This window comes from Rhodococcus sp. NPDC055112 (assembly GCF_053607505.1).
In genome coordinates this window covers 12,522-31,436 of sequence record NZ_JBSGTR010000048.1, presented here as the reverse complement: position 1 = coordinate 31,436, position 18,915 = coordinate 12,522, and the positions used below count along the sequence as shown (strand labels likewise).

General features: G+C 71.7%; 17 protein-coding genes. 10 read left to right on the top strand and 7 right to left on the bottom strand.

Going from position 1 to position 18,915, the window contains the following annotated elements:
* Positions 1-85 precede the first annotated feature (85 nt).
* From nirD to ACWFRB_RS19375, 3 genes are read left to right on the top strand one after another with little or no spacing between them, the layout of a single operon-like run.
* Complete coding sequence (gene nirD / locus ACWFRB_RS19385; protein ID WP_027500139.1) at positions 86-505, top strand: nitrite reductase small subunit NirD; 420 nt, start codon at positions 86-88, stop codon at positions 503-505.
* On the top strand, positions 502-1,662 hold the full coding sequence (locus ACWFRB_RS19380) for a uroporphyrinogen-III synthase (RefSeq protein WP_452642889.1): 1,161 nt from the start codon (positions 502-504) through the stop codon (positions 1,660-1,662). Before nirD ends, ACWFRB_RS19380 begins: the two co-directional genes overlap by 4 nt.
* Complete coding sequence (locus ACWFRB_RS19375; protein ID WP_452642887.1) at positions 1,662-2,405, top strand: sirohydrochlorin chelatase; 744 nt, start codon at positions 1,662-1,664, stop codon at positions 2,403-2,405. The genes ACWFRB_RS19380 and ACWFRB_RS19375 overlap by 1 nt, the downstream gene beginning before the upstream one ends.
* On the opposite strand, the gene ACWFRB_RS19370 is transcribed toward ACWFRB_RS19375, so the two are convergent.
* Together ACWFRB_RS19370 and ACWFRB_RS19365 are read right to left on the bottom strand one after the other, a co-directional pair.
* Positions 2,347-4,116, bottom strand: a complete 1,770-nt coding sequence (locus ACWFRB_RS19370) for an NTP transferase domain-containing protein (RefSeq protein ID WP_452642885.1) — start codon at positions 4,114-4,116, stop codon at positions 2,347-2,349. The two genes, ACWFRB_RS19375 and ACWFRB_RS19370, sit on opposite strands and share 59 nt — an antisense overlap.
* A gap of 182 nt (positions 4,117-4,298) precedes the next feature.
* On the bottom strand, positions 4,299-4,643 hold the full coding sequence (locus tag ACWFRB_RS19365; protein WP_452642884.1) for a zinc ribbon domain-containing protein YjdM: 345 nt from the start codon (positions 4,641-4,643) through the stop codon (positions 4,299-4,301).
* Positions 4,644-4,717: 74 nt separating this feature from the next.
* On the opposite strand from ACWFRB_RS19365, the gene ACWFRB_RS19360 reads away from it, so the two are divergent.
* From ACWFRB_RS19360 to ACWFRB_RS19350, 3 genes are read left to right on the top strand one after another with little or no spacing between them, the layout of a single operon-like run.
* The gene (locus ACWFRB_RS19360; RefSeq protein WP_452642882.1) at positions 4,718-5,581 is read left to right on the top strand and encodes a tryptophan 2,3-dioxygenase; all 864 of its coding nucleotides are present in this window, start codon (positions 4,718-4,720) and stop codon (positions 5,579-5,581) included.
* A gap of 11 nt (positions 5,582-5,592) precedes the next feature.
* Positions 5,593-6,603 carry an amidohydrolase family protein gene (locus ACWFRB_RS19355; protein WP_452642880.1) on the top strand — a complete coding sequence of 337 codons (1,011 nt, stop codon included), beginning with the start codon at positions 5,593-5,595 and terminating at the stop codon, positions 6,601-6,603.
* Positions 6,600-7,841, top strand: a complete 1,242-nt coding sequence (locus tag ACWFRB_RS19350) for a kynureninase (protein WP_452642878.1) — start codon at positions 6,600-6,602, stop codon at positions 7,839-7,841. Before ACWFRB_RS19355 ends, ACWFRB_RS19350 begins: the two co-directional genes overlap by 4 nt.
* Positions 7,842-7,844: 3 nt before the next feature.
* On the opposite strand, the gene ACWFRB_RS19345 is transcribed toward ACWFRB_RS19350, so the two are convergent.
* From ACWFRB_RS19345 to ACWFRB_RS19335, 3 genes are read right to left on the bottom strand one after another with little or no spacing between them, the layout of a single operon-like run.
* Entirely contained in the window at positions 7,845-8,258 is a 414-nt protein-coding gene (locus ACWFRB_RS19345) for an ACT domain-containing protein (protein WP_452642876.1), read from the bottom strand.
* 12 nt (positions 8,259-8,270) lie between these two features.
* On the bottom strand, positions 8,271-8,567 hold the full coding sequence (locus tag ACWFRB_RS19340) for an MGMT family protein (protein WP_452642874.1): 297 nt from the start codon (positions 8,565-8,567) through the stop codon (positions 8,271-8,273).
* Entirely contained in the window at positions 8,568-9,353 is a 786-nt protein-coding gene (locus tag ACWFRB_RS19335) for an alpha/beta fold hydrolase (protein ID WP_452642872.1), read from the bottom strand.
* Positions 9,354-9,433: 80 nt separating this feature from the next.
* Here ACWFRB_RS19335 and ACWFRB_RS19330 point away from each other — a divergent pair, with 80 nt between their 5' ends.
* The gene (locus ACWFRB_RS19330) at positions 9,434-12,736 is read left to right on the top strand and encodes an ATP-dependent helicase (protein ID WP_452642870.1); all 3,303 of its coding nucleotides are present in this window, start codon (positions 9,434-9,436) and stop codon (positions 12,734-12,736) included.
* Entirely contained in the window at positions 12,736-16,116 is a 3,381-nt protein-coding gene (locus tag ACWFRB_RS19325) for an ATP-dependent helicase (RefSeq protein WP_452642909.1), read from the top strand. The genes ACWFRB_RS19330 and ACWFRB_RS19325 overlap by 1 nt, the downstream gene beginning before the upstream one ends.
* A gap of 5 nt (positions 16,117-16,121) precedes the next feature.
* Here the strand turns inward: ACWFRB_RS19325 and ACWFRB_RS19320 are convergent, their stop codons facing one another.
* Positions 16,122-16,502: a DoxX family protein gene (locus ACWFRB_RS19320; RefSeq protein ID WP_452642868.1), complete on the bottom strand. Its 381-nt coding sequence runs from the start codon at positions 16,500-16,502 to the stop codon at positions 16,122-16,124.
* A gap of 119 nt (positions 16,503-16,621) precedes the next feature.
* Here ACWFRB_RS19320 and ACWFRB_RS19315 point away from each other — a divergent pair, with 119 nt between their 5' ends.
* Together ACWFRB_RS19315 and nudC are read left to right on the top strand one after the other, a co-directional pair.
* The gene (locus tag ACWFRB_RS19315; RefSeq protein ID WP_452642866.1) at positions 16,622-17,689 is read left to right on the top strand and encodes a potassium channel family protein; all 1,068 of its coding nucleotides are present in this window, start codon (positions 16,622-16,624) and stop codon (positions 17,687-17,689) included.
* 38 nt (positions 17,690-17,727) lie between these two features.
* Positions 17,728-18,612: an NAD(+) diphosphatase gene (nudC, locus tag ACWFRB_RS19310; protein WP_452642907.1), complete on the top strand. Its 885-nt coding sequence runs from the start codon at positions 17,728-17,730 to the stop codon at positions 18,610-18,612.
* Here the strand turns inward: nudC and ACWFRB_RS19305 are convergent, their stop codons facing one another.
* Positions 18,613-18,870, bottom strand: coding sequence for a mycoredoxin (locus ACWFRB_RS19305; RefSeq protein WP_077041062.1), 258 nt, complete (start codon positions 18,868-18,870; stop codon positions 18,613-18,615). It lies immediately after the preceding gene.
* Positions 18,871-18,915 lie beyond the last annotated feature (45 nt).

Here is an 18,915-nt window from a genome sequence, read left to right as displayed (position 1 = left end):
GCTTACCCCGAGGGAATCGCGGCTTAACGCCCAGGAAACACCGGATAAGTAGAAAGTAAGCCTGCAATACAGGAGGACCGCGATGATGACCGTTATCGAGATGAAGGCGCACAACGTGACCGGACCCGGACGCGAGAGCGTCAACGACGGACGACTCGAATGGACCTCGGCCTGCCCGCTCAGCCACCTCATCCCGGGGCTCGGTGTCGCGGTGCTGATTCGGGGGGGCGAGCAGGCAGCCCTGTTCCTCATGGAGGACGGCTCGCTCTACGCAGTGGGGAACATCGACCCGTTCGGGCGCGCGGCGGTGATGTCGCGCGGCCTGGTCGGGGACAGGGCAGGCGAGCCGATCGTGGTCTCGCCCCTGCTCAAGCAGGTGTTCTCACTCGTCGACGGGCGCTGCCTCGACGACGAGTCCGTCCGGCTGCCGGTGTACGACGTGCGGGTCTGGGCCGGCATGGTCCAGGTCCACAGCACCTCGGCTGCCGCGGCGGACAGCGCGTGAGCGAGGGGAGGGCGGTGCCGCAGGTCGGTGAGCCGCTGTCCGGTTTCACCGTTGGGGTCACCGCGGCCAGGCGGTCGGAGGAGTTCACCACTCTGCTGACCCGGCGCGGCGCCGCCGTCGTGCACGCGGCAGCGATCAGGATCATCCCGCTCGTCGACGATGCCGAGCTGGAACGGGTGACAAGGGAACTGATCGACAACCCACCCGAGATCGCGGTCGCGACCACCGGAATCGGTTTTCGCGGCTGGATGGAGGCCGCCGACGGGTGGGGGCTCGCCGAGCAGTTGGGCGAGGCGCTGTCGACGGCACGGCTGCTGGCCCGCGGTCCGAAGGCGAAGGGAGCGATCCGCGCCGCGGACCTGCGTGAGGAGTGGTCGCCGGTCTCCGAGTCGTCGGCCGAGGTGATCGATCACCTGCTCGCCGAGGGCGTCGAGGGCAAGCGGATCGCCGTGCAGCTGCACGGCGCCACCACCGAATGGGAGCCGCTGCCCGACTTCTGCGAGGTGCTCCGGGTGGCCGGGGCCGAGGTGGTCCCGGTGCCGGTGTACCGCTGGACCCAGCCCGACGATCCGGCCGCGATGGACCGCCTCATCGAGCTGACCGTCAGCGGGGGCCTGGACGCGCTGAGTTTCACCAGCGCACCTGCGGTGGCGTCGATGCTGATCCGCGCCAAGGAGATCGGCCTCGTGGACCCCTTGCTGAACTCGTTGCGCACCCGGGTGCTCGCGGTGTGCGTCGGCCCGGTCACCGCGGCGCCGCTCGAGGCGCTCGGCGTCCCGAGCACCATGCCGGGGCGGGCCAGGCTCGGGTCGCTCGCCCGGCACATCGCCGAGGAGCTGCCGCGCCGGTCGATGCGCCTGCGCGCGGCGGGTCACGACGTGAGCGTGCGTGGCGGATGTGTCGTCGTGGACGGTGAGGTTCGTCAACTGGCTCCTGCCGCAATGGCTTTGATGCGGACACTGGCGCATCGACCCGGACGCGTCGTCTCGCGGGAGGAGCTGCTCTCCGTGCTCCCCGGCGGCGGCGAGGACACCCATGCCGTGGAGACCGCCATCGCGCGGCTGCGGACCTGTCTCGGCGCCCCCAAGATCGTGCAGACCGTGGTCAAGCGTGGCTACCGTCTGGCGCTCGACCCGGTCGATTGCGGGGACGACTAGTGAGCGGGCCCGCGCTGGTGCTCGTCGCGCACGGCACCAGGAGCCCGCGCGGCGTCGACATGGTCGCGGCGCTCGCCGACGCGGTCGCGGACGAGGTGGGCACGACCCGCGTCGCCTTCGTCGACGTGCTCGGGCCGTCGCCCTCGGAGGTGCTCCGCGACCTCGACGGCCCGGCCGTCGTGGTGCCCGCCTTTCTGGCCTCGGGGTATCACGTGCACACCGACGTCCCGCGCGAGGTCGCGGATTCCGGGCACCCCGATGTGACCGTGACGAGGGCCCTCGGGCCGGACCCGGTGCTGGCCAGGGTGCTGTTCGAGCGCCTGCGCGAGGCGGGCTGGCGGCCGGGCGACGCGGTGGTGCTCGCGGCGGCCGGATCCTCGGACCCGCGCGCACTGGCCGATGTGCGTCGCGGCGCCATGATGCTCGCGGAACTGGTCAGGAGCACGGTGCACATCGGCTACGTCGCGACCGCGGACCCGCGGGTGCCCGAGGTGGTCGAGGGACTGCGGTCGGCGGGTCACCGTCGGGTGTTCGTCGCCTCGTATCTGTTGGCGCACGGACTGTTCCATCGGCGGCTGATCGAGGCCGGTGCGGACGGGGTGGCCGAGCCGCTCGGCGTGCACCCGGCCCTGGTCCAACTGCTGGCCGACCGCTATCGGGCCGGCTGCGCGGACATCGCATCCGTCAGCGAGGCAACGGCAGCAGTTCCGCGGAGCCACCGTCAGGCGTTGCCGGTTCGATGATCGCGAGGGCGTCGGCCCCGATCAGCGCGGCGAGGTGAGCCGTCCCCACCGGCGCCGCCGCGTACCAGCGACCGTCTGACCGTCGGGTGGCCGTGACGACCCGAGGGGCGTCCGAGGCGAGTTCCGCGGCGTTCTCGATCGGCGCGCGCGGTGGGGTCGGGGCCGGGGCACCGGTGAGCGCGGCGACCACCGCGGGCGCCGTCATGAGCAGCGTCGCGACCGCCGCAAAGGGGTTGCCGGGCAATCCCAGCACGATGCGGCCGTCCGGCAGCACCGCGACCACCTGCGATCCGCCCGGCCGGCACCGCACCCGCCCGACCACCAGGCGGGCGCCGCAGCGGGTGAGCGCCATCCGCAGGTGATCGGCGGCGCCGCCCCCGGTGGCGCCGACGATGACGATGAGGTCGGGCCGCGCTTCCGCTTCGGAAACCGGCTGCGCCAGTAGCTCATCGAAGCCCCCGGGGGTGTCGCGCAGGTGCGATTCGGCGGCCGTGCGGATGCCGCACCAGGACAGGAAGTGCGGCATCACGGGCCCGAGGCTGTCGCGGGTCTGCCCGTCGCGCAGCGGGCCGTCGCGGCGGATCTCGTCCCCGGTCACGACGATGTGGGCCGTGACGGGCCCGCGGACCAGCAGGTCGGGGACCTCGCCGCTGAGTGCCACCGAGACGACGGCGGGGGTGACCGGTGTGCCCGCCGCCGCGAGCGGTGCGCCCGGCTGCCAGTTCTCACCGCGCCTGCGGGTGTCGTCGCGGACCGGCGCGTCCGGGTGCCTGCTCAGCGCGGTGCCCGCGAGTTCGACGTGCTCGTCGCGCACCACGGAGGTGGCCCCTGACGGCACGTGGGCACCGGTGGCGATGCGCACCGCGTGCCCGGGTTCGAGTTCGACCTCGTCCTCGGAGCCGGCGTAGCGGATGGCCGTGTCGAGTTGCCATGGGCCGTCGCCGGACACGGCGTAGCCGTCCATCGCGGAGATGTCGATCCGGGGCAGCGCGTCGGCGGCGAGAATCGGTCGCGCCAGCACCCCGCCGAGCGCGTCGAGTGGGGAAACCGAGCGAGAGGGCAGCGTCGCGACGGCGTCGCGGACGGCACGCCTGGCCTCCTCGAGGGAGACTGCGGGGGAGACGCTGCGCGCGCGGGCCGCTGCGACGTCGGCCTCGGTGTCGCAGTCGGAGATCCCGGTCATGGGGACGGTGACGTACCCGGCCGGGATCAGCGTCTTCATCGGCCTGTTGGCCAGGTCGGTGCGCCCGAGCTCGTCGAGCCCTGCGGACAGGGCATCCCTGCGCCACACGCCGAGGAGGAACTGCACCCGGCCGGATTCGTCGAGCGCAAAGGCCGCGGGTGCACTCGGCTCGCGATCGAGTGCCGCGACCAGGCTCTCGATCGATGCCGCGGACAGGAACGGCAGGTCGGCGGCGAGCACCACCACGGGGGCGGTGCCTGCGCCCAACTCGAGCAGGCCCGCGTCCATCGCGAGGACCGGGCCGCCGCCGACAGGCGATTCCTGGGTCTGCGCGATCGGGGCGGCGAGGTCGTCGCGGTGCGGTCCGACCACGACCACCCGCTCCGCCCCGGCGACGGAGTCGAGCGCGGCACGCAACATCGAACGGCCGGCGATGACGATCGCGGGCTTGTCGACGCCACCCATCCGGGTGGCGGATCCGCCGGCGAGAATCACTGCGTCGTATGCCGGGGGAGCGCCGATGGTCATCGGTGGATTCTCCCATTGATCTGCAGGTGTTTCGAATCGAGGACGCTCGTTGTCCTCGATTCTCCGTAGCGTCGGCGGCATGGCAAAGACGACGAAATCGACCCCGCAGCAGCCGGAATTCGTGGCCGCGATGGAGTACGTCGCGGGCGCCCCGCTCGTGGAGGCGTCGCCGTAGCCCCGAATCAGGCCTTCTTGACCACGCTCGACTTGAGCTGCATCGGACCGATGCCGTCGACCTTGCAGTCGATGTCGTGGTCGCCGACGCCCTTGACCAGGCGGATGTTGCGCACCTTGGTGCCCGACTTGATGCCGGTCGGGCTGCCCTTGACCTTGAGCGTCTTGATCACCGTGACGGTGTCGCCGTCGGCGAGCACATTGCCGACGGCGTCACGGATCACGTCGGTGTCCTCGTCCTCGACCGCGCCCGCCGCCCACTCGTGTGCGCACTCCGGGCAGACCAGGAGCGAGCCCATCTCGTAGGTGAACTCGCAGGAGCACTGGGGGCACGGGGGCAGGGTCTGATCCACCTGGTCATCCTATTCAACACAACGATTCGGCCACGGCGGCGGACGATATCTGCAGGTCGGCGGACAATCACACGATGACCCTGGGCGGTGCACCGAACTTCCGGGAGCTCGAGCCCGGTATCGTCACGGATTTCAGCGCCAGGATGAGCTACGGCTCCTACCTCGACCTCGGCACGCTGCTCAGCGCGCAGAACCCGGTCAGCGAGCCGCGGCACCACGACGAGATGCTCTTCATCATCGCGCACCAGACCACCGAGCTCTGGCTCAAACTCGTCCTGCACGAGATCCGCGCGGCCCGCGCCGCGTTCGCCGAGGACTCCATCGGGGTGGCGCTCAAGTGCATCGCCCGCGTCAAGCACATCCAGAAGTCGATGACCGAGCAGTGGTCGATACTGGCGACGCTGACGCCGACCGAGTACGCCGAGTTCCGTGGCTTCCTCGGCAGTGCATCGGGATTCCAGTCGTACCAGTACCGGGCCGTCGAGTTCATCCTCGGCAACAAGAACGCGGACCTGCTCAGGGTGTTCGAGGCGGATCCGCCGTCCCATGCTGTCCTCGACGATCTCCTGGGCGAGCCGACCCTGTACGACGAGTTCTGGCGCTGCCTCGCCCGCACAGGTTATGACGTGCCCGGTTCAGCGCTGGACCGCGAGGCCGCCGGGGCCTATGTGCTCAATCCCGAGCTGATGCCGCTGGTCAAGTACGTCTACGAGCATCCGGCGGACTGCTGGCCCGCGTACGAGTCCTTCGAGGAGCTCGTCGACCTGGAGGAGAGCTTCCAGCTCTGGCGGTTTCGGCACCTACGGACCGTCCTGCGGGTGATCGGGATGAAGACCGGCACCGGTGGCTCCTCCGGCGGCGCGGGGTACCTGCAGCGCGCGCTCGAACTCAGTTTCTTTCCCGAGCTGTTCGCGGTGCGCACCGAGCTGGGGAACTGACGGGCCGCGACATGAACATCGACGTCGCGAACCTGTGGAGCGGGGCGTGGTTGGGGCGCTGCCGACTGACGGTGGGCGGGGATCTGCTGGTCTCGGCCCGGCGGCGAAACGCCATGGACGGGAGCGCCGACCTCGAGATTCCCGGCGTGGTGTTCGCGGGCCTGCGCGACGCCCACGTGCACCTCGGGCTGGTCGACGCGGGCGCGCTGTTCGCGGGTGGGCTGGCGGTGGTGCACGACCTCGGGTCGCCGCCGCCGGTTCTCGCGCCGTTCGCGGACCCGGCGGTGCGCGCCGGACTCCCCGAGGTGAGCTTTGCGGGTCAGTTCCTCACCGCCCCCGGCGGGTACCCCACCGACCGGTCATGGGCGGCGGCCGAGTCGGTGTGTGTGGTCGACGGACCCCATGCGGCGGCGAGCGCCGTCGACACGCAGGTCAGAGCGGGAGCGACCTTCGTGAAGATCATGCTGAACAGCGCGGCGGGGCCGGTGTTCGACGACCCGACGCTCGACGCCCTGGTCGGCGCGGCGCACGCGGACGGAGTTCCCGTCGTCGCGCACGCGGAGGGAAAGGGCCAGGCCGCGCGTGCCTTCGAGGCCGGAGTGGAACGACTCGCGCACACCCCGTGGACCGAGCGCCTGCCCGACGAGCTGCTCGCGGCGATGGCATCGTCGATGCGGTGGATCAGCACGCTCGACATCCACGGCCGCGGAAGCGAATTCGATGTCGCTGCCGACAACCTTCGCCGGTTCCGTGCGTGTGGCGGGGTCGTGAAGTACGGAACCGACCAGGGGAACGGTCCGCAGCCGGTCGGACTCAACCCAGGTGAATTCGATGCCCTGCTCGGCGCAGGCCTCGATCGGGTGGCGGTGCTGGAGTCGATCACCATCCCGTGGCCGTCGGGCGCCTCGACCCGGCTCGCGTGGGCGCCGGGCGCGCCGCCCACCGATGAGGGGCACTGGGCATCCTGGCTCGCCTCGACCCGCAACCTCGACCCGGCGCAGATCAAGGAGCAGTTCGGATGAGTGTGCCCAGTCCTGTCCCACAACGATTCTCGATACGCGCCGTCGAACTCGACGACGCGGATCCGCTGGGCTCGTACCGGGACCTGTTCGTCGATGCCCCGTCCGTCGTCTCCTACCTGGACGGGAACTCGCTCGGGCGGCCGACCAGGGCGGGTGCCGAGCGGGTGGCCCGATTCGTCACCGAGTCGTGGGGAGGCAGGCTGATTCGTGGCTGGGACGAGGAGTGGTTCGACCTGCCCCTGACGATCGGCGATGATCTCGGGCGGGTGGCGATCGGGGCAGCTGCCGGCCAGACGGCGGTGGGCGATTCCACCAGCGTGCTGCTCTACAAGCTGGCGAGGGGCGCCGTCGCGCTGCGCCCAGGACGCGACGAGATCGTTCTGGACACAGACAATTTCCCCACCGACCGCTACGTCCTCGAGGCGGTCGGGTCCGAGCTCGGGATGACGCTGCGATGGATCGAATCGGATCCGCGGAGCGGGGTGCACGCGGACGAGGTCGCCGCGGTGGTCGGGGACCGGACCGCGCTGGTGGTGCTCAGTCACGTCGCGTATCGGTCGGGTTACCTGGCCGATGCCGCCTCGATCACCCGGGTCGCGCACGCCGCGGGCGCGCTCATGTTGTGGGACCTGTGTCACTCGGTCGGGTCGGTCCCGATCGAACTGGACGAGTGGGGCGTCGATCTCGCCGTCGGGTGCACCTACAAATATCTGAACGGTGGACCCGGTTCCCCGGCGTTCGCCTACGTCCGTGCCGGGCTGCTGGAGGAGTTCGTGCAGCCGATCTGGGGGTGGATGGGCCGCGAGGACTGTTTCGAGATGGCGGCGGGCTATCGGCCCGCGCGCGGCATCCGTCGGATCCTCAGCGGCACGCCCGCGGTGCTGGGCATGATCGCGATGCGCGACACCGTCGAGCTCATCGACCGGGCGGGGATCGCGGCGATCAGGGAGAAGTCGGTGCGGCTCACCGAGTTCGCGCTCGAGCTCGTAGCCGAGTCGTTGGTTCCGCTCGGGGTGACGATCGCGTCGCCGGTCGACCCGAGTATGCGCGGCGGCCACGTCACCATCGACCACCCGCACTTCCGGGCCGCTACCCCGGCGCTGTGGGGGCGCGGGGTGATCCCCGACTTCCGGGCGCCCGAGGGACTTCGGCTGGGGCTGAGCCCGCTGAGCACCAGCTTCGCCGAGGTGGTCGCCGGAGTCGAGGCGATACGCGCGGAGCTGGCGGCCGGGAGCTGATTCTCAGCCCCGACCCTCGGCCCCTGCGTCGGCGGCGAGCGCCTTCAACTCGGCGACGGCGCGCGAGGCATCATCGACGGGCACCAGCAGGTGGTCGTGGTGGTATCCCGCGATGACGTTGCAGCTGATGCCGACCTCGGCCAGCCGCGAGCTCACGGCCGCGGTGAGGCCGACGGCGTCCAGCGCGGAGTGCACCCGCAGTGTGAGCCAGGCCGCCTCGAAGTCATAGCCCCAGCCGCGGGCGTCGGCCTCCGCCTTGGTGATCACCAGGGTGACGCCCTCGCGCTCGGTGATCGTCGCCGCCGCCGTGATCCCGGTGGCCGCCGCCGCAGGCACCGAGACGAACACGAAGGTTCCCGGTCGGCGGACCGGGTTCATCGAGGAGATCAGGACCAAGAGGTCGCGTTCGCCGCTCATCGCTCGACGATCTCAGAATTCGTGCCGCGCCGCGGCGAGGTCGACCCGTCCGTCGCGGATCGGCACGCCCTCGAGCGCCAGCTTCGAGATCTGCCGGTGCGCGAGATGGGCGGCAGGCTTGCCGCTCGCGCCGAGCACCCGGTGCCACGGCAGGTCGGCCGAGTCGGTGCGCATGATCCAGCCGACGGTCCTGGGGCTCGACAGCCCCGCGGCCGACGCGATGTCGCCGTAGGTCGCCACCCTGCCGGGCGGGATCGCCGCGACCAGCTCGCGGACCCGCTCGATCTGCGCCTCCGTGGTGGCGGCCACCTACAGCAGCTTCCCGATCAGTTCCGCGACATCTCCCGGCCTGGCCTGCCCGACCATGTGGTCGACATCCATCTCGACCACGGTGAGGCGATCGCCGAGGTGCGCCGCGAGCGCGGTCAGGAACGCCGCGGTGACGTACGGCGGCTGCACCCGCATCGCCTGCACCAGGATCGTGGGCAGGCCCGCAGGCGGCAGCACGAACGGCCTGGCCAGCTCGCCCCAGGACGCCACGATCGCGGGGATCGACATCCGCCAGCCGACCCGGCCGCCCTCGCGCTCGATCAGGTGCTCGGCGAGCTCGGCGTCGAGCACGTCGTCCGCCACGTCCGCCCACGCCCCGTGCACCTTCTCGGAGCGCGCCTCGGCGGCGTCGGTGTAGTCCGGGAACCGGACGGTCAGGTCGGCGATCTCCGCCATGAACGCCGGATCGAGCCCGAGCGCGGGGTCGAGGAGCACCAGGCCACGCACCCTTTCCTGCACCCGTCTGGCCAGGTGCACGGCGATGGCGCCGCCGTACGAGTGGCCGACCAGCACGACCGGCTCGGTGGTCTCGGACTCCAGGACCCCGACGAGGTCGTCGACATGGTCGGCGATGCCCCAAGGCGGCGCCCACGTCGAGCGGCCGTGGCCCCGCAGGTCGGGCGCGATCACCCTGGCCTCGGGCAGGTGCGCCTCGGCGAGGTGCTGCCAGCGCTGACCGTGGCCGGTGAGGCCGTGCAGCGCCAAGACCGGCCGGCCTGCAGGGGGCCCGAAGCGGTGGATGTGGATCTCGCCCATGCCGGACATCTTGCCGGATCCCACGGATCACGGAGGACGCGGCGGACGCGCGGCGGTGGTTGTCGGCCTCCCGTGATGGAATGCCACCCATGTCGGTCGATCGGGAACAGGCGCGGCGGGCCACCGCCACGTTGGTCCGTCGGTCGATGGAGGCCGGGCCTCGCCGGTCGTGGGGCCCCGAGGCACGGCGGCTGATCGATGTGCCGCGCGGAGGCCGGGGTCGACGGCCATGGCAGGTGCTCGGCGGACCGGGCACGGGCAAGACCTCGCTGCTGGTCGACCTCGCGGTCTCGCGGATAGCCGACGGTGGTTGCGACCCGGAATCGATTCTCGTGCTGACCCATTCACGCCGCGCCGCCACCGTGGTCCGGGAGACGATCACCGCGGGCCTGCTCGGGTCCGCCGGTCCCGACTCGCTGCGGGCCACCCGTGAGCCGCTGGTCAGGACCGTGCACTCGTACGCCTTCGCGGTGCTTCGCCTGCAGGCCGCCGTGCATTCCAACCCGCCGCCGCGGCTGATCACCGGGGCCGAGCAGGACGCGGTGCTGCGTGAGATGCTGCGCGGTGACGTCGCGGATGGTGCCCAGCACTGGCCGGAACGGCTGCGGCCGGCGCTGTCGTTGACCGGCTTCGCGGTCGAACTGCGTGATCTGATGCTGCGGGCGGGTGAGCGCGGCCTCGGTCCCGAGGACCTGATCGCCCTCGGCCGGACGCATTCGCGGCCGGAGTGGGTGGCGGCCGGACGCTTCGCCGCACACTACGAGCACGTGATGCTGTTGCGCGGTGCCGTCGGGGTGGAGGCCCCCGAGGCCACGGCACCCGCTCTCGACGCGGCCGAACTCGTCGGCGCGGCGCTGACCGCGTTCGCCACCGACCCGGAGCTGCTGCAGCAGGAGCGCTCCCGGATCCGATACCTGCTCGTCGACGACGCCCAGCACCTGGACCCGCAGGCGGCCGAGCTGGTCCGGTTGATCGGTGCGGGCACCGATCTGTCCGTCGTGGCGGGCGATCCGGACCAGGCCGTCTTCGGATTCCGCGGGGCCGACCCGCGGTTCCTGATGGACCTCGCCGACACCGGCTCGGAGAACCGGCTGATCCTCGACACCGATCATCGCTGTGCGGAACGGATCTCGGCGGTCACGGCCGCGATCGCAGGCCGCCTGCCGGGCCTCCCGCCGCATCGGGGCGCGGCGGCCGCGACCGAGGAACCTGGCCGGGCCCAGGTGCAGGTGCTCGGCACCCAGGGCAAGGAGGCCGCTCTGATCGCGGACACCCTGCGCCGGGCACACCTGCACGACGGTGTGCCCTGGTCGCGGATGGCGGTCGTGGTCCGGTCGGTGCCGCGGGTGCTGGCCCCGCTGCGCCGCGCCCTGCTGGCCGCGGGTGTCCCCGTCACCACGTCGGCCTCGGAACTCCCACTCGCCCGACAGCATTCGGTCGGCGGCCTGTTGCTGGTGCTGCGCGCGGTCGCGGGGGTCGAGTTCACCGGCGAGGACGCGCTGGCGCTGGTGTCCGGACCGGTCGGCGGATCCGACCCGGTGACGCTGCGGCGGCTGCGCCGCGGCCTGCGCAGGGTGGAGCTCGCGTCCGGTGGTCAGCGTGACTCCGCGGACCTGTTGCGGTCGTTGATCGTGGACGGCGAGGACGAGCACCGGGGGCTGATCGCCAAGCTCAGCGACGGCGAGTCGGCCGCGCTGCGCCGGGTCCTGTCGATCCTCGGTCAGGCCAGGGCCGCCCACCGGAAGGGGCGCGGCGTCGAGGGCGTGCTCTGGGCGAGCTGGCAGGCGACCGGGCTGGAGAAGCGGTGGGCCGCGGCCTCGCTGCGCGGCGGGCCGATCGGCGCACAGGCGGACCGGGACCTCGACGCGGTGGTCGCGCTCTTCGACGCCGCCGCGAGCTATGTCGACCGGTTGCCAAGGGCAACCCTCGCCGGTTTCGTTGAATACCTTTCCGAACAACAGATCTCGAGCGACTCGAGGTCCGGCGCGGCGATCCCAGGAGAAGCCGTGACGGTGCTCAGCGCGCATTCCGCGGCGGGCAGGGAATGGGACGTGGTGGCCGTCGCCGGGGTCCAGGAGGGGCTGTGGCCGGGCCTGCGTGCCCGCGGCACCCTGCTGGGGACCGAGGTGCTGGTCGATCTCACTGCCGGCGTCGGCGACGCCTCCCCGACGAGCGAGTCGCAGCTCTCGCGGACCGCCCCGCTGCTGGCCGAGGAGCGGCGACTGTTCCTGCTCGCCTGCAGTCGGGCCCGGCGGTCCCTGTTGATCACCGCCGTCGAGTCGGCGACCGGGGAGTCGGACCTGGTGCCGTCGCGGTTCGTGGACGAGCTGATCGGCAAGGTCGACGGCGACGACGGGCCGGGAGAGTCTGTGGTGGATCAGCCGGTGCCCGCGGGGCGGGTGCTGTCGCTGCCGTCGCTGGTGGCGGAACTCCGTCGGGCCGTGTGCGATCCGGACCTCGCCGAGAACGATCCGCAGCGGCAGGCCAGGGCGGCTCGGCAACTCGCCCGGCTGGCACGGGACGGGGTGCGCGGTGCGCATCCGGAGAACTGGTGGGGTGTGGGCGGGATGAGCACCGACGCCCCGCTGTGGGAACCGGACGACGGGCCGGTCCCGCTGTCACCGTCGACGATCGAGCAGCTGAGCACGTGTCCGTTGCGGTGGGCGCTCGAACGCAACGGCGGCACCGACGGCGAGAACACCCATGCGGTCACCGGAACCCTGGTGCACACCCTGGTCCAGGCCGTGGCGGGCAAGCTGCCGCCCGACCAGGTGCGCCGGGCGCTCGCCACCGCGTGGGACGCGGTCGATCTCGGCTCGCAGTGGTACTCGAGACGGGAGATGGACCGCACCGGACAGATGCTCGACAGCTTCTCCGAGTGGCTGCGGCTCTCGCGCGGCGAACTCACGGAGGTCGGCGTCGAGGTCGCCGTCGACGGCGTCCTCGAGCCGCGCGAGGAGGGCGGACCCGAGATCCGGCTGCGCGGCCGGATCGACCGCCTCGAGCGTGACGCCGAGGGCAGGCCGGTGATCGTGGACGTGAAGACCGCGCGCAGCCCGGTCAGCAAGGAGGCTGCGCAGCAGCATGCGCAGCTGGCGACCTATCAGATGGCGGCGCTGGCAGGCGCGATCGAGGGCGAGCCGCCCTCGGAGCCGGGCGGGGCGCGCCTGGTGTTCGTGGCGAAGCCGAACAAGAAGGAGGGCGCCACCCAGCGATTGCAGTCCCCGCTCGGCGAGGACGGCGAACAGGAGTGGCTCACCGTGGTGCACGACGCGGCCGCGGCCACCAAGGGCCCCGGGTTCCGGGCGCAGCCGAACGACGGGTGCAGGCACTGCCCCGCCCGGTCGAGCTGCCCGGCACAGGAGACCGGACGGCAGGTGACCGAGGGATGATGCCGGACACCGAGACACGGAAGAGTGGGGCCCTGGTGAGCCCGGCCGATCTGGCGGTCGCGCTCGGCCAGCATCCGCCGACCGCCGAGCAGGCGGCCGTGATCGCGGCGCCGCTCGGGCCGACCCTCGTGGTCGCGGGCGCCGGTGCGGGCAAGACCGAGACGATGGCGGCCCGGGTGGTCTGGCTGGTGGCCAACGGCCTTGTCGACCCCGAGCAGGTCCTCGGACTCACCTTCACCCGCAAGGCCGCCCAGCAGCTCACCACCCGGATCCGGCAACGCCTTGCGCGCCTTGCCGGTTCGGCCTTGTTGCGCAAGCTCGACCCGAGCGGGGATCTGCGCGGACGGATCCTCGGCGGCGAGCCGGAGGTGAGCACCTACCACTCCTACGCCGGCCGGTTGCTGTCCGAGCACGGGCTGCTGCTGCCCATCGAGCCGTCCGCCGAGCTGCTGTCGGAGACCGAGCTGTGGCAGCTCGCGCACCGGGTGGTCAGCTCATGGGACGGCGATCTGGAGACGGATCGCACCCCCACCTCGCTCACCGAGGCGGTGCTCGCGCTGTCCGGGCAGCTGGCCGAGCATCTCGTGGAGCCTGCGGACCTGCGCGAGGCGCACACCGAGCTGGACAAGCTGATCCACACCCTGCCCGCCGGCCCCAAGCAGCGCGGCGGGCCGAAGAAGGAACTGCTCGACATCCTCGAGACCCAGCACGAGCGGGTCGCCCTGCTGCCGCTGGTGGAGCGGGTCTCCGAGACGCTCAGGCGGGAGGGCGCGCTCGACTTCGGCAGCCAGATGTCGCTGGCCGCCCGGGTTGCCTCGGAGCATCCCGAGGTGGGGCGCTCGGAGCGGCGGCGGTTCCGGGTGGTGCTGCTCGACGAGTACCAGGACACCGGGCATGCCCAGCGGGTGTTGCTGTCCTCGCTGTTCGGCGGGGGCGAGGACGGCGACCTCGCGCTGACCGCCGTCGGCGACCCGATGCAGTCCATCTACGGCTGGCGGGGCGCGTCGGCGGCCAACCTGCCCCGGTTCGCCACCGACTTCCCTTTGCCGGGCGGCAATCCCGCGCCGCGCCTCGAGCTCCTCACCAGCTGGCGGAACCCGCCCGAGGCGCTGACCCTCGCGAACGCGGCCTCGGAGTCGCTGCGCGAGCGCGGGGTTCCCGTGCAGCAGCTGCGACCGCGGCCCGGTGCCGTCGCGGGCGACATCCGGCTCGCGCTCACCGAGGACGTCGAGCGCGAGCGGGACTGGCTCGCGGCCCGGATCGCCGAGGAGTACGCCGCCGCGGCCGCCTCCGGCCAGGCCCCGCCCACCGCGGCCGTACTGATCCGCCGCAACGCCGACGCCGCGCCGATCGCGGCCGCGCTGCGCCGCCACGGCCTGCCGGTGGAAGTGGTCGGGCTCGGCGGATTGCTGCACACACCCGAGGTGGCGGACGTCATCGCCATGCTGCGGATGGTCGCCGACCCGCTCGCGGGCAGCGCGGCGATGCGGATCCTGACCGGGGCGAGGTGGCAGATCGGGGCGGCGGACCTGGCCGCGCTGTGGCGCCGGGCGCGCGAGCTGGCGATCGGGTCGACACACGGCACCGGGGGAGCGGTCACCGATGCGGCCAGCCTCGACCAGGCGCTCGAGGCCGCCCTCCCCGGCGAGCACGCCGAGCTCGCCGGTCTGGCCGACGCGATCTCGGACCCCGGTGGGCCGCAGCGTTATTCGCCCCTCGGCTACGCCAGGATCGGGGCGTTGGCCGCCGAGCTGGTCTCGCTGCGCGAACGCATCGGTCAGCCGCTCACGGAGCTGGTGGCCGAGGTGGAGCGGGTGCTGGGGATCGGCATCGAGGCCCAGGCCCGGCTGCGCTTCACCGGGGACGGTGGTGCGGGCCGCGAGCATCTCGACGCCTTCGCGGATGCGGTCGCCGGGTACTCCCGCAATTCCACGGCGACGCTGACCGGGCTGCTGGCCTTCCTGTCGGCCGCCGAAACCATCGAGAAGGGCCTGGCCCCCGGCGAGGTCGAGGTCGCGCCGGATCGGGTGCAGGTCCTGACGGTGCACTCGGCGAAGGGGCTCGAGTGGCAGGTCGTCGCGGTGCCCCACCTGGTGGAGGGGATCTTCCCGTCGAAGACCGCCTCCGGCAGTTGGCTGGGGGCCGTCGGTGAACTGCCGCCCGCACTGCGCGGCGACCGGGCCCGAGACGGCGATGGCGCGGACGGTGTGCCGGTGCTCGATCTCGAGGAACTGTTCAACCGCAAGGACCTCGAGGACGCCCTCGCCGACCACAAGGCCGCGCTGGGTCGGCGCAGGCTCGACGAGGACAGGAGGCTGTTCTACGTGGCGCTCACCCGTACCGAGCGGGCGCTGTATCTGTCCGGCCACCACTGGTCGGAGTCGGGCAGCGCGCCGAGGGGGCCGTCGGAGTTCCTGCTGGAGATGCGCGAACTCGTCGACGCAGCGGACGAGCTGGGGACGGTGGAATTGTGGGCGCAGGCACCGGACGAGGACGCGGAGAACCCGCTCACCGCCGAGCCGGTGACCGCGCAGTGGCCGAGCGATCCGCTGGGGAACAGGCGTGATCCGGTGGAACGCGGCGCGGAGTTGGTGCTGGCCGAGCTCATCGCGCTCGGCCCCGACGACGAGGACGACGAGGAAGACGAGGAAGACGACGAGGCGGACCCGGAGGGCTGGGCGGCCGACGTGGGCGTGCTGCTCGCCGAGCGCAGGCAGCGGGCGCTGACCCGCGCCGAGGTCGCGCTGCCCGCGCAGCTGTCGGTTAGTCAGTTGGTGGAACTGGCCGCCGCGCCCGATGCGCTCGCGGCCCGGCTGCGTCGCCCGCTGCCGTATCCGCCGAATCCGCTGGCGCGCAGGGGAACCGCGTTCCACGCCTGGATCGAGCGCAGGTTCGGTGCCACCCGGCTGCTGGATCTGGACGAGCTGCCGGGCGCCGCGGACACCGGCGCCGTCGGTGACACCGACCTCGAAGGGCTGCAGGACGCCTTCCTGCGCTCGGAATGGGCGAACCGCAGCCCGGTCGAGGTGGAGGTCCCGTTCGAGACGTCGATCGCGGGCACGGTGATCAGGGGTCGCATCGACGCGGTCTTCGCCGACCCGGACGGCGGTTGGACCGTGATCGACTGGAAGACCGGTGCCGAGCCGTCGGCCGCCAACGAGCGTGCGGTGGTGATGCAGCTCGCGGCCTACCGGCTGGCGTGGTCGGAGCTGATGTCGGCGCGGTCCGCCGCGAGGGGCGGTCCGCCGGTGCCGCTGGGCAAGGTCCGCGCGGCGTTCCACTATGTCCGCAGCGGACGGACCATCGCGCCGACCGAGCTACCCGACGGCGACGCGCTGGCCCGTCTGATCGACTCGGCGGGGGCGAGCGGTGGGGGGTGAACAGGTCAGGCGTCGGTATCGCCCTTGCGGACCTTCAGTGCCGCGAGGATCAGCGGAATCTGCAGCGGCAGGCGAGCGACCGCAATCGCCTTGAGCGGCAGCGGCGTCGAGCTGCGGCCGAGCCAGTCCGCGGCCATCTGCACGTTCGCGGGCAGGACCGCGACGAACAGCGCCGCCGCCAGCCCGCCGCCGAGCCGCCTCGTCCTTGGCGCCGCGATGGCCGCCCCGATCGCGAGTTCGGCCGCACCGGAGAGGTGGGTGTAGGTGCGGGGGTTGCCCGGCAACGCGCGCGGGACGATGCTGTCGAACGGCTTGGGGCTGACGAAATGCAGCGTCCCCATGCCCAACAGGAGGGCGGCGAGTCCGGTGGCCGGAGAGATCTTCATCCCGCCAGCCTGCCCCACCGGAACCGGGCGCGCCAGACGCGCCGCGCGCGGTAGTCCGGCTCAGTCGCCGGGCAGGGGGTTAGGCTGCCAGCCGATGTCAGCGAACTGGAGAACACGCCATGGCCGGTAAATTGCGCGCGAGGCTGCGCAATCACGAGGTACTGACCGATCGGCCGGACTACGCGTTGGTCGGGGTGCTGCGTATCCCGGAGGTGGTCCGGAGCCCGTACCAGTTGATCTTCCGTCGCGTGATGATGGCCGTCGCGGTCCTGATGCTCGCGGTCCTGGTGGTCTACATCGACCGGGACGGCTATCGGGACGTGCAGGAGGGCCGAATGTCCCTCCTGGACTGCCTGTACTACGCCACCGTGTCGCTCTCCACGACCGGATACGGCGACATCACGCCGCTGACCCCGAGCGCCCGGCTCGTCAACGTCATCGTGATCACGCCGTTGCGGGTGTTGTTCCTCATCATCCTCATCAGCACGACCATGGCCGCGCTCACCGAACGATCGCGTCAGGCATACAAGATCCAGCGTTGGAGGCACACCATGCGCAATCACACCGTCGTCGTCGGATACGGCACCAAGGGCCGGACCGCGGTCGACGCGATGCTCGGCGACGGCATCGCCCCGTCCGAGATCGTGGTCGTCGACACCGACCAGGCCGTGCTGGAGTCCGCCGCGAGCCTCGGCCTGGTGACCGTCCACGGTTCCGCGACCAAGTCCGACGTCCTGCGATTGGCGGGAGTGCAGAACGCGGCGTCGATCATCGTGGCCACGAACCGCGACGACACCGCGGTGCTGGTGACGCTCACCGCCCGCGAGGTCGGTCCGAAGGCCAAGATCGTCGCGGCCATCCGCGAGACCGACAACGCGCATCTGCTGCGCCAGTCGGGCGCCGACTCGGTGGTCGTCTCCTCCGAGACCGCCGGACGCCTGCTCGGCATCGCCAGGACCACCCCGACGGTCGTCGAGATGATCGAGGACCTGCTCACTCCCGAGGCCGGATTCGCCATCGCCGAGCGTGAGGTCGAACGCGACGAGATCGGTGGCTCGCCGCGGCACCTGTCCGACATCGTGCTCGGGGTGGTGCGCGAGGGCCGCCTGGTTCGGGTCGGCAGCCCCGAGGTCGACGCCGTCGAGGAGAACGATCGCCTGCTCTACATCCGCCGCGTCAGCAATTAGGCGCGACACCTAGGGTTGGGGTCGTGGCCAACTTCGAAATGACCGACGTGCCGATGCTGTCGCGGTCGGCGCTGGACCGAGCCGAGGAATTGCGCTCGGACAGTGAGGCTTTGCGCGCCGGTTGGGCCGACGCGTTGGTGCTCCGGGTCAACCACCGCGGTCAGGTCCGGCTCGACGGCTCCGAGTTGGTACTCGACCCCGCGACCGAACTCGGGCCCGAACCGGTCTCCGGTGCAGTCTTTCTCGGCCGCCGCGACGGCAGACACCTGTGGGCGATCCGGGTGGCCGCGCTGACCGGTGAGCTGGGTGACCTCAGGTTCGTCGGGGACCGGTTGGCCGACACCAGCGCCGGTCTGCTCACGACGGCCATCGCCATCCTGAACTGGCACGACAGCGCCGGATTCAGCTCCATCGACGGGGCCGCGACGACGCCGACGATCTCCGGCTGGTCGCGGCACAGCACCAGCACCGGTCACGAGGAGTTCCCGCGCACCGATCCCGCGGTGATCTGCCTGGTCCACGACGGCGCCGACCGCGTGCTGCTGGCGCGGAACGGGAACTGGCCCGAGCGACGCTTCTCCGTGCTCGCCGGGTTCGTCGAGGCGGGCGAATCGCTGGAGGCCTGCGTGGTCAGGGAGATCTCCGAAGAGGTCGGGCTGGTGGTCAGCGACGTCCGGTACCTGGGCAGTCAGCCGTGGCCGTTCCCCAGGTCGGTGATGATCGCGTTCTCCGCAGTTGGCGATCCCGACGCCCCGATCACCTTCGCCGACGGCGAGATCGTCGAGGCACACTGGTTCGACCGGGACGAGGTCAAGGCGGCACTCGAGGTCGGGGACTGGAGCGCGGACACGGACGCCCGGCTGCTGGTGCCGGGGTCCGTGTCGATCGCCCGTGGGATGCTCGAGGCGTGGGCGAAGGCCTAGCTAGCGGCCCAACGCCTGCTTGACCTGGACCAGCGTCGGATTGGTCGCCGTGCTGCCGTCGGCGTACTTCACGGTCGGGACCACGTGGTTGCCGCCGTTGACGCTGCCGACGAAGTCGGCGGATGCCGGATCGTCCTCGATGTCGATCTCGACGTAGCTGATGCCGGACTCGTCGAGCTGCTTCTTGAGGCGTCGGCAGTACCCGCACCAGGTGGTGGAGTAGATGGTCAGGTCGGTGGCGGTCTCTGTAGCGGTCACGGCGGATATAACACCACGGCCGGCAGCTCTGTTCCACGCCGGTTG

Bases quoted from the DNA above. Each gene is read 5' to 3' on its own strand.
- ACWFRB_RS19355 (WP_452642880.1), top strand. From the start codon at position 5,593: ATGAACATCGACGTCGCGAACCTGTGGAGCGGGGCGTGGTTGGGGCGC.
- ACWFRB_RS19315 (WP_452642866.1), top strand. From the start codon at position 16,622: ATGGCCGGTAAATTGCGCGCGAGGCTGCGCAATCACGAGGTACTGACC.
- nudC (WP_452642907.1), top strand. From the start codon at position 17,728: ATGACCGACGTGCCGATGCTGTCGCGGTCGGCGCTGGACCGAGCCGAG.
- ACWFRB_RS19360 (WP_452642882.1), top strand. From the start codon at position 4,718: ATGACCCTGGGCGGTGCACCGAACTTCCGGGAGCTCGAGCCCGGTATC.
- ACWFRB_RS19320 (WP_452642868.1), bottom strand. From the start codon at position 16,502: ATGAAGATCTCTCCGGCCACCGGACTCGCCGCCCTCCTGTTGGGCATG.
- ACWFRB_RS19370 (WP_452642885.1), bottom strand. From the start codon at position 4,116: ATGACCATCGGCGCTCCCCCGGCATACGACGCAGTGATTCTCGCCGGC.
- ACWFRB_RS19345 (WP_452642876.1), bottom strand. From the start codon at position 8,258: ATGAGCGGCGAACGCGACCTCTTGGTCCTGATCTCCTCGATGAACCCG.
- ACWFRB_RS19335 (WP_452642872.1), bottom strand. From the start codon at position 9,353: ATGTCCGGCATGGGCGAGATCCACATCCACCGCTTCGGGCCCCCTGCA.
- ACWFRB_RS19325 (WP_452642909.1), top strand. From the start codon at position 12,736: ATGCCGGACACCGAGACACGGAAGAGTGGGGCCCTGGTGAGCCCGGCC.
- ACWFRB_RS19350 (WP_452642878.1), top strand. From the start codon at position 6,600: ATGAGTGTGCCCAGTCCTGTCCCACAACGATTCTCGATACGCGCCGTC.
- ACWFRB_RS19330 (WP_452642870.1), top strand. From the start codon at position 9,434: ATGTCGGTCGATCGGGAACAGGCGCGGCGGGCCACCGCCACGTTGGTC.
- nirD (WP_027500139.1), top strand. From the start codon at position 86: ATGACCGTTATCGAGATGAAGGCGCACAACGTGACCGGACCCGGACGC.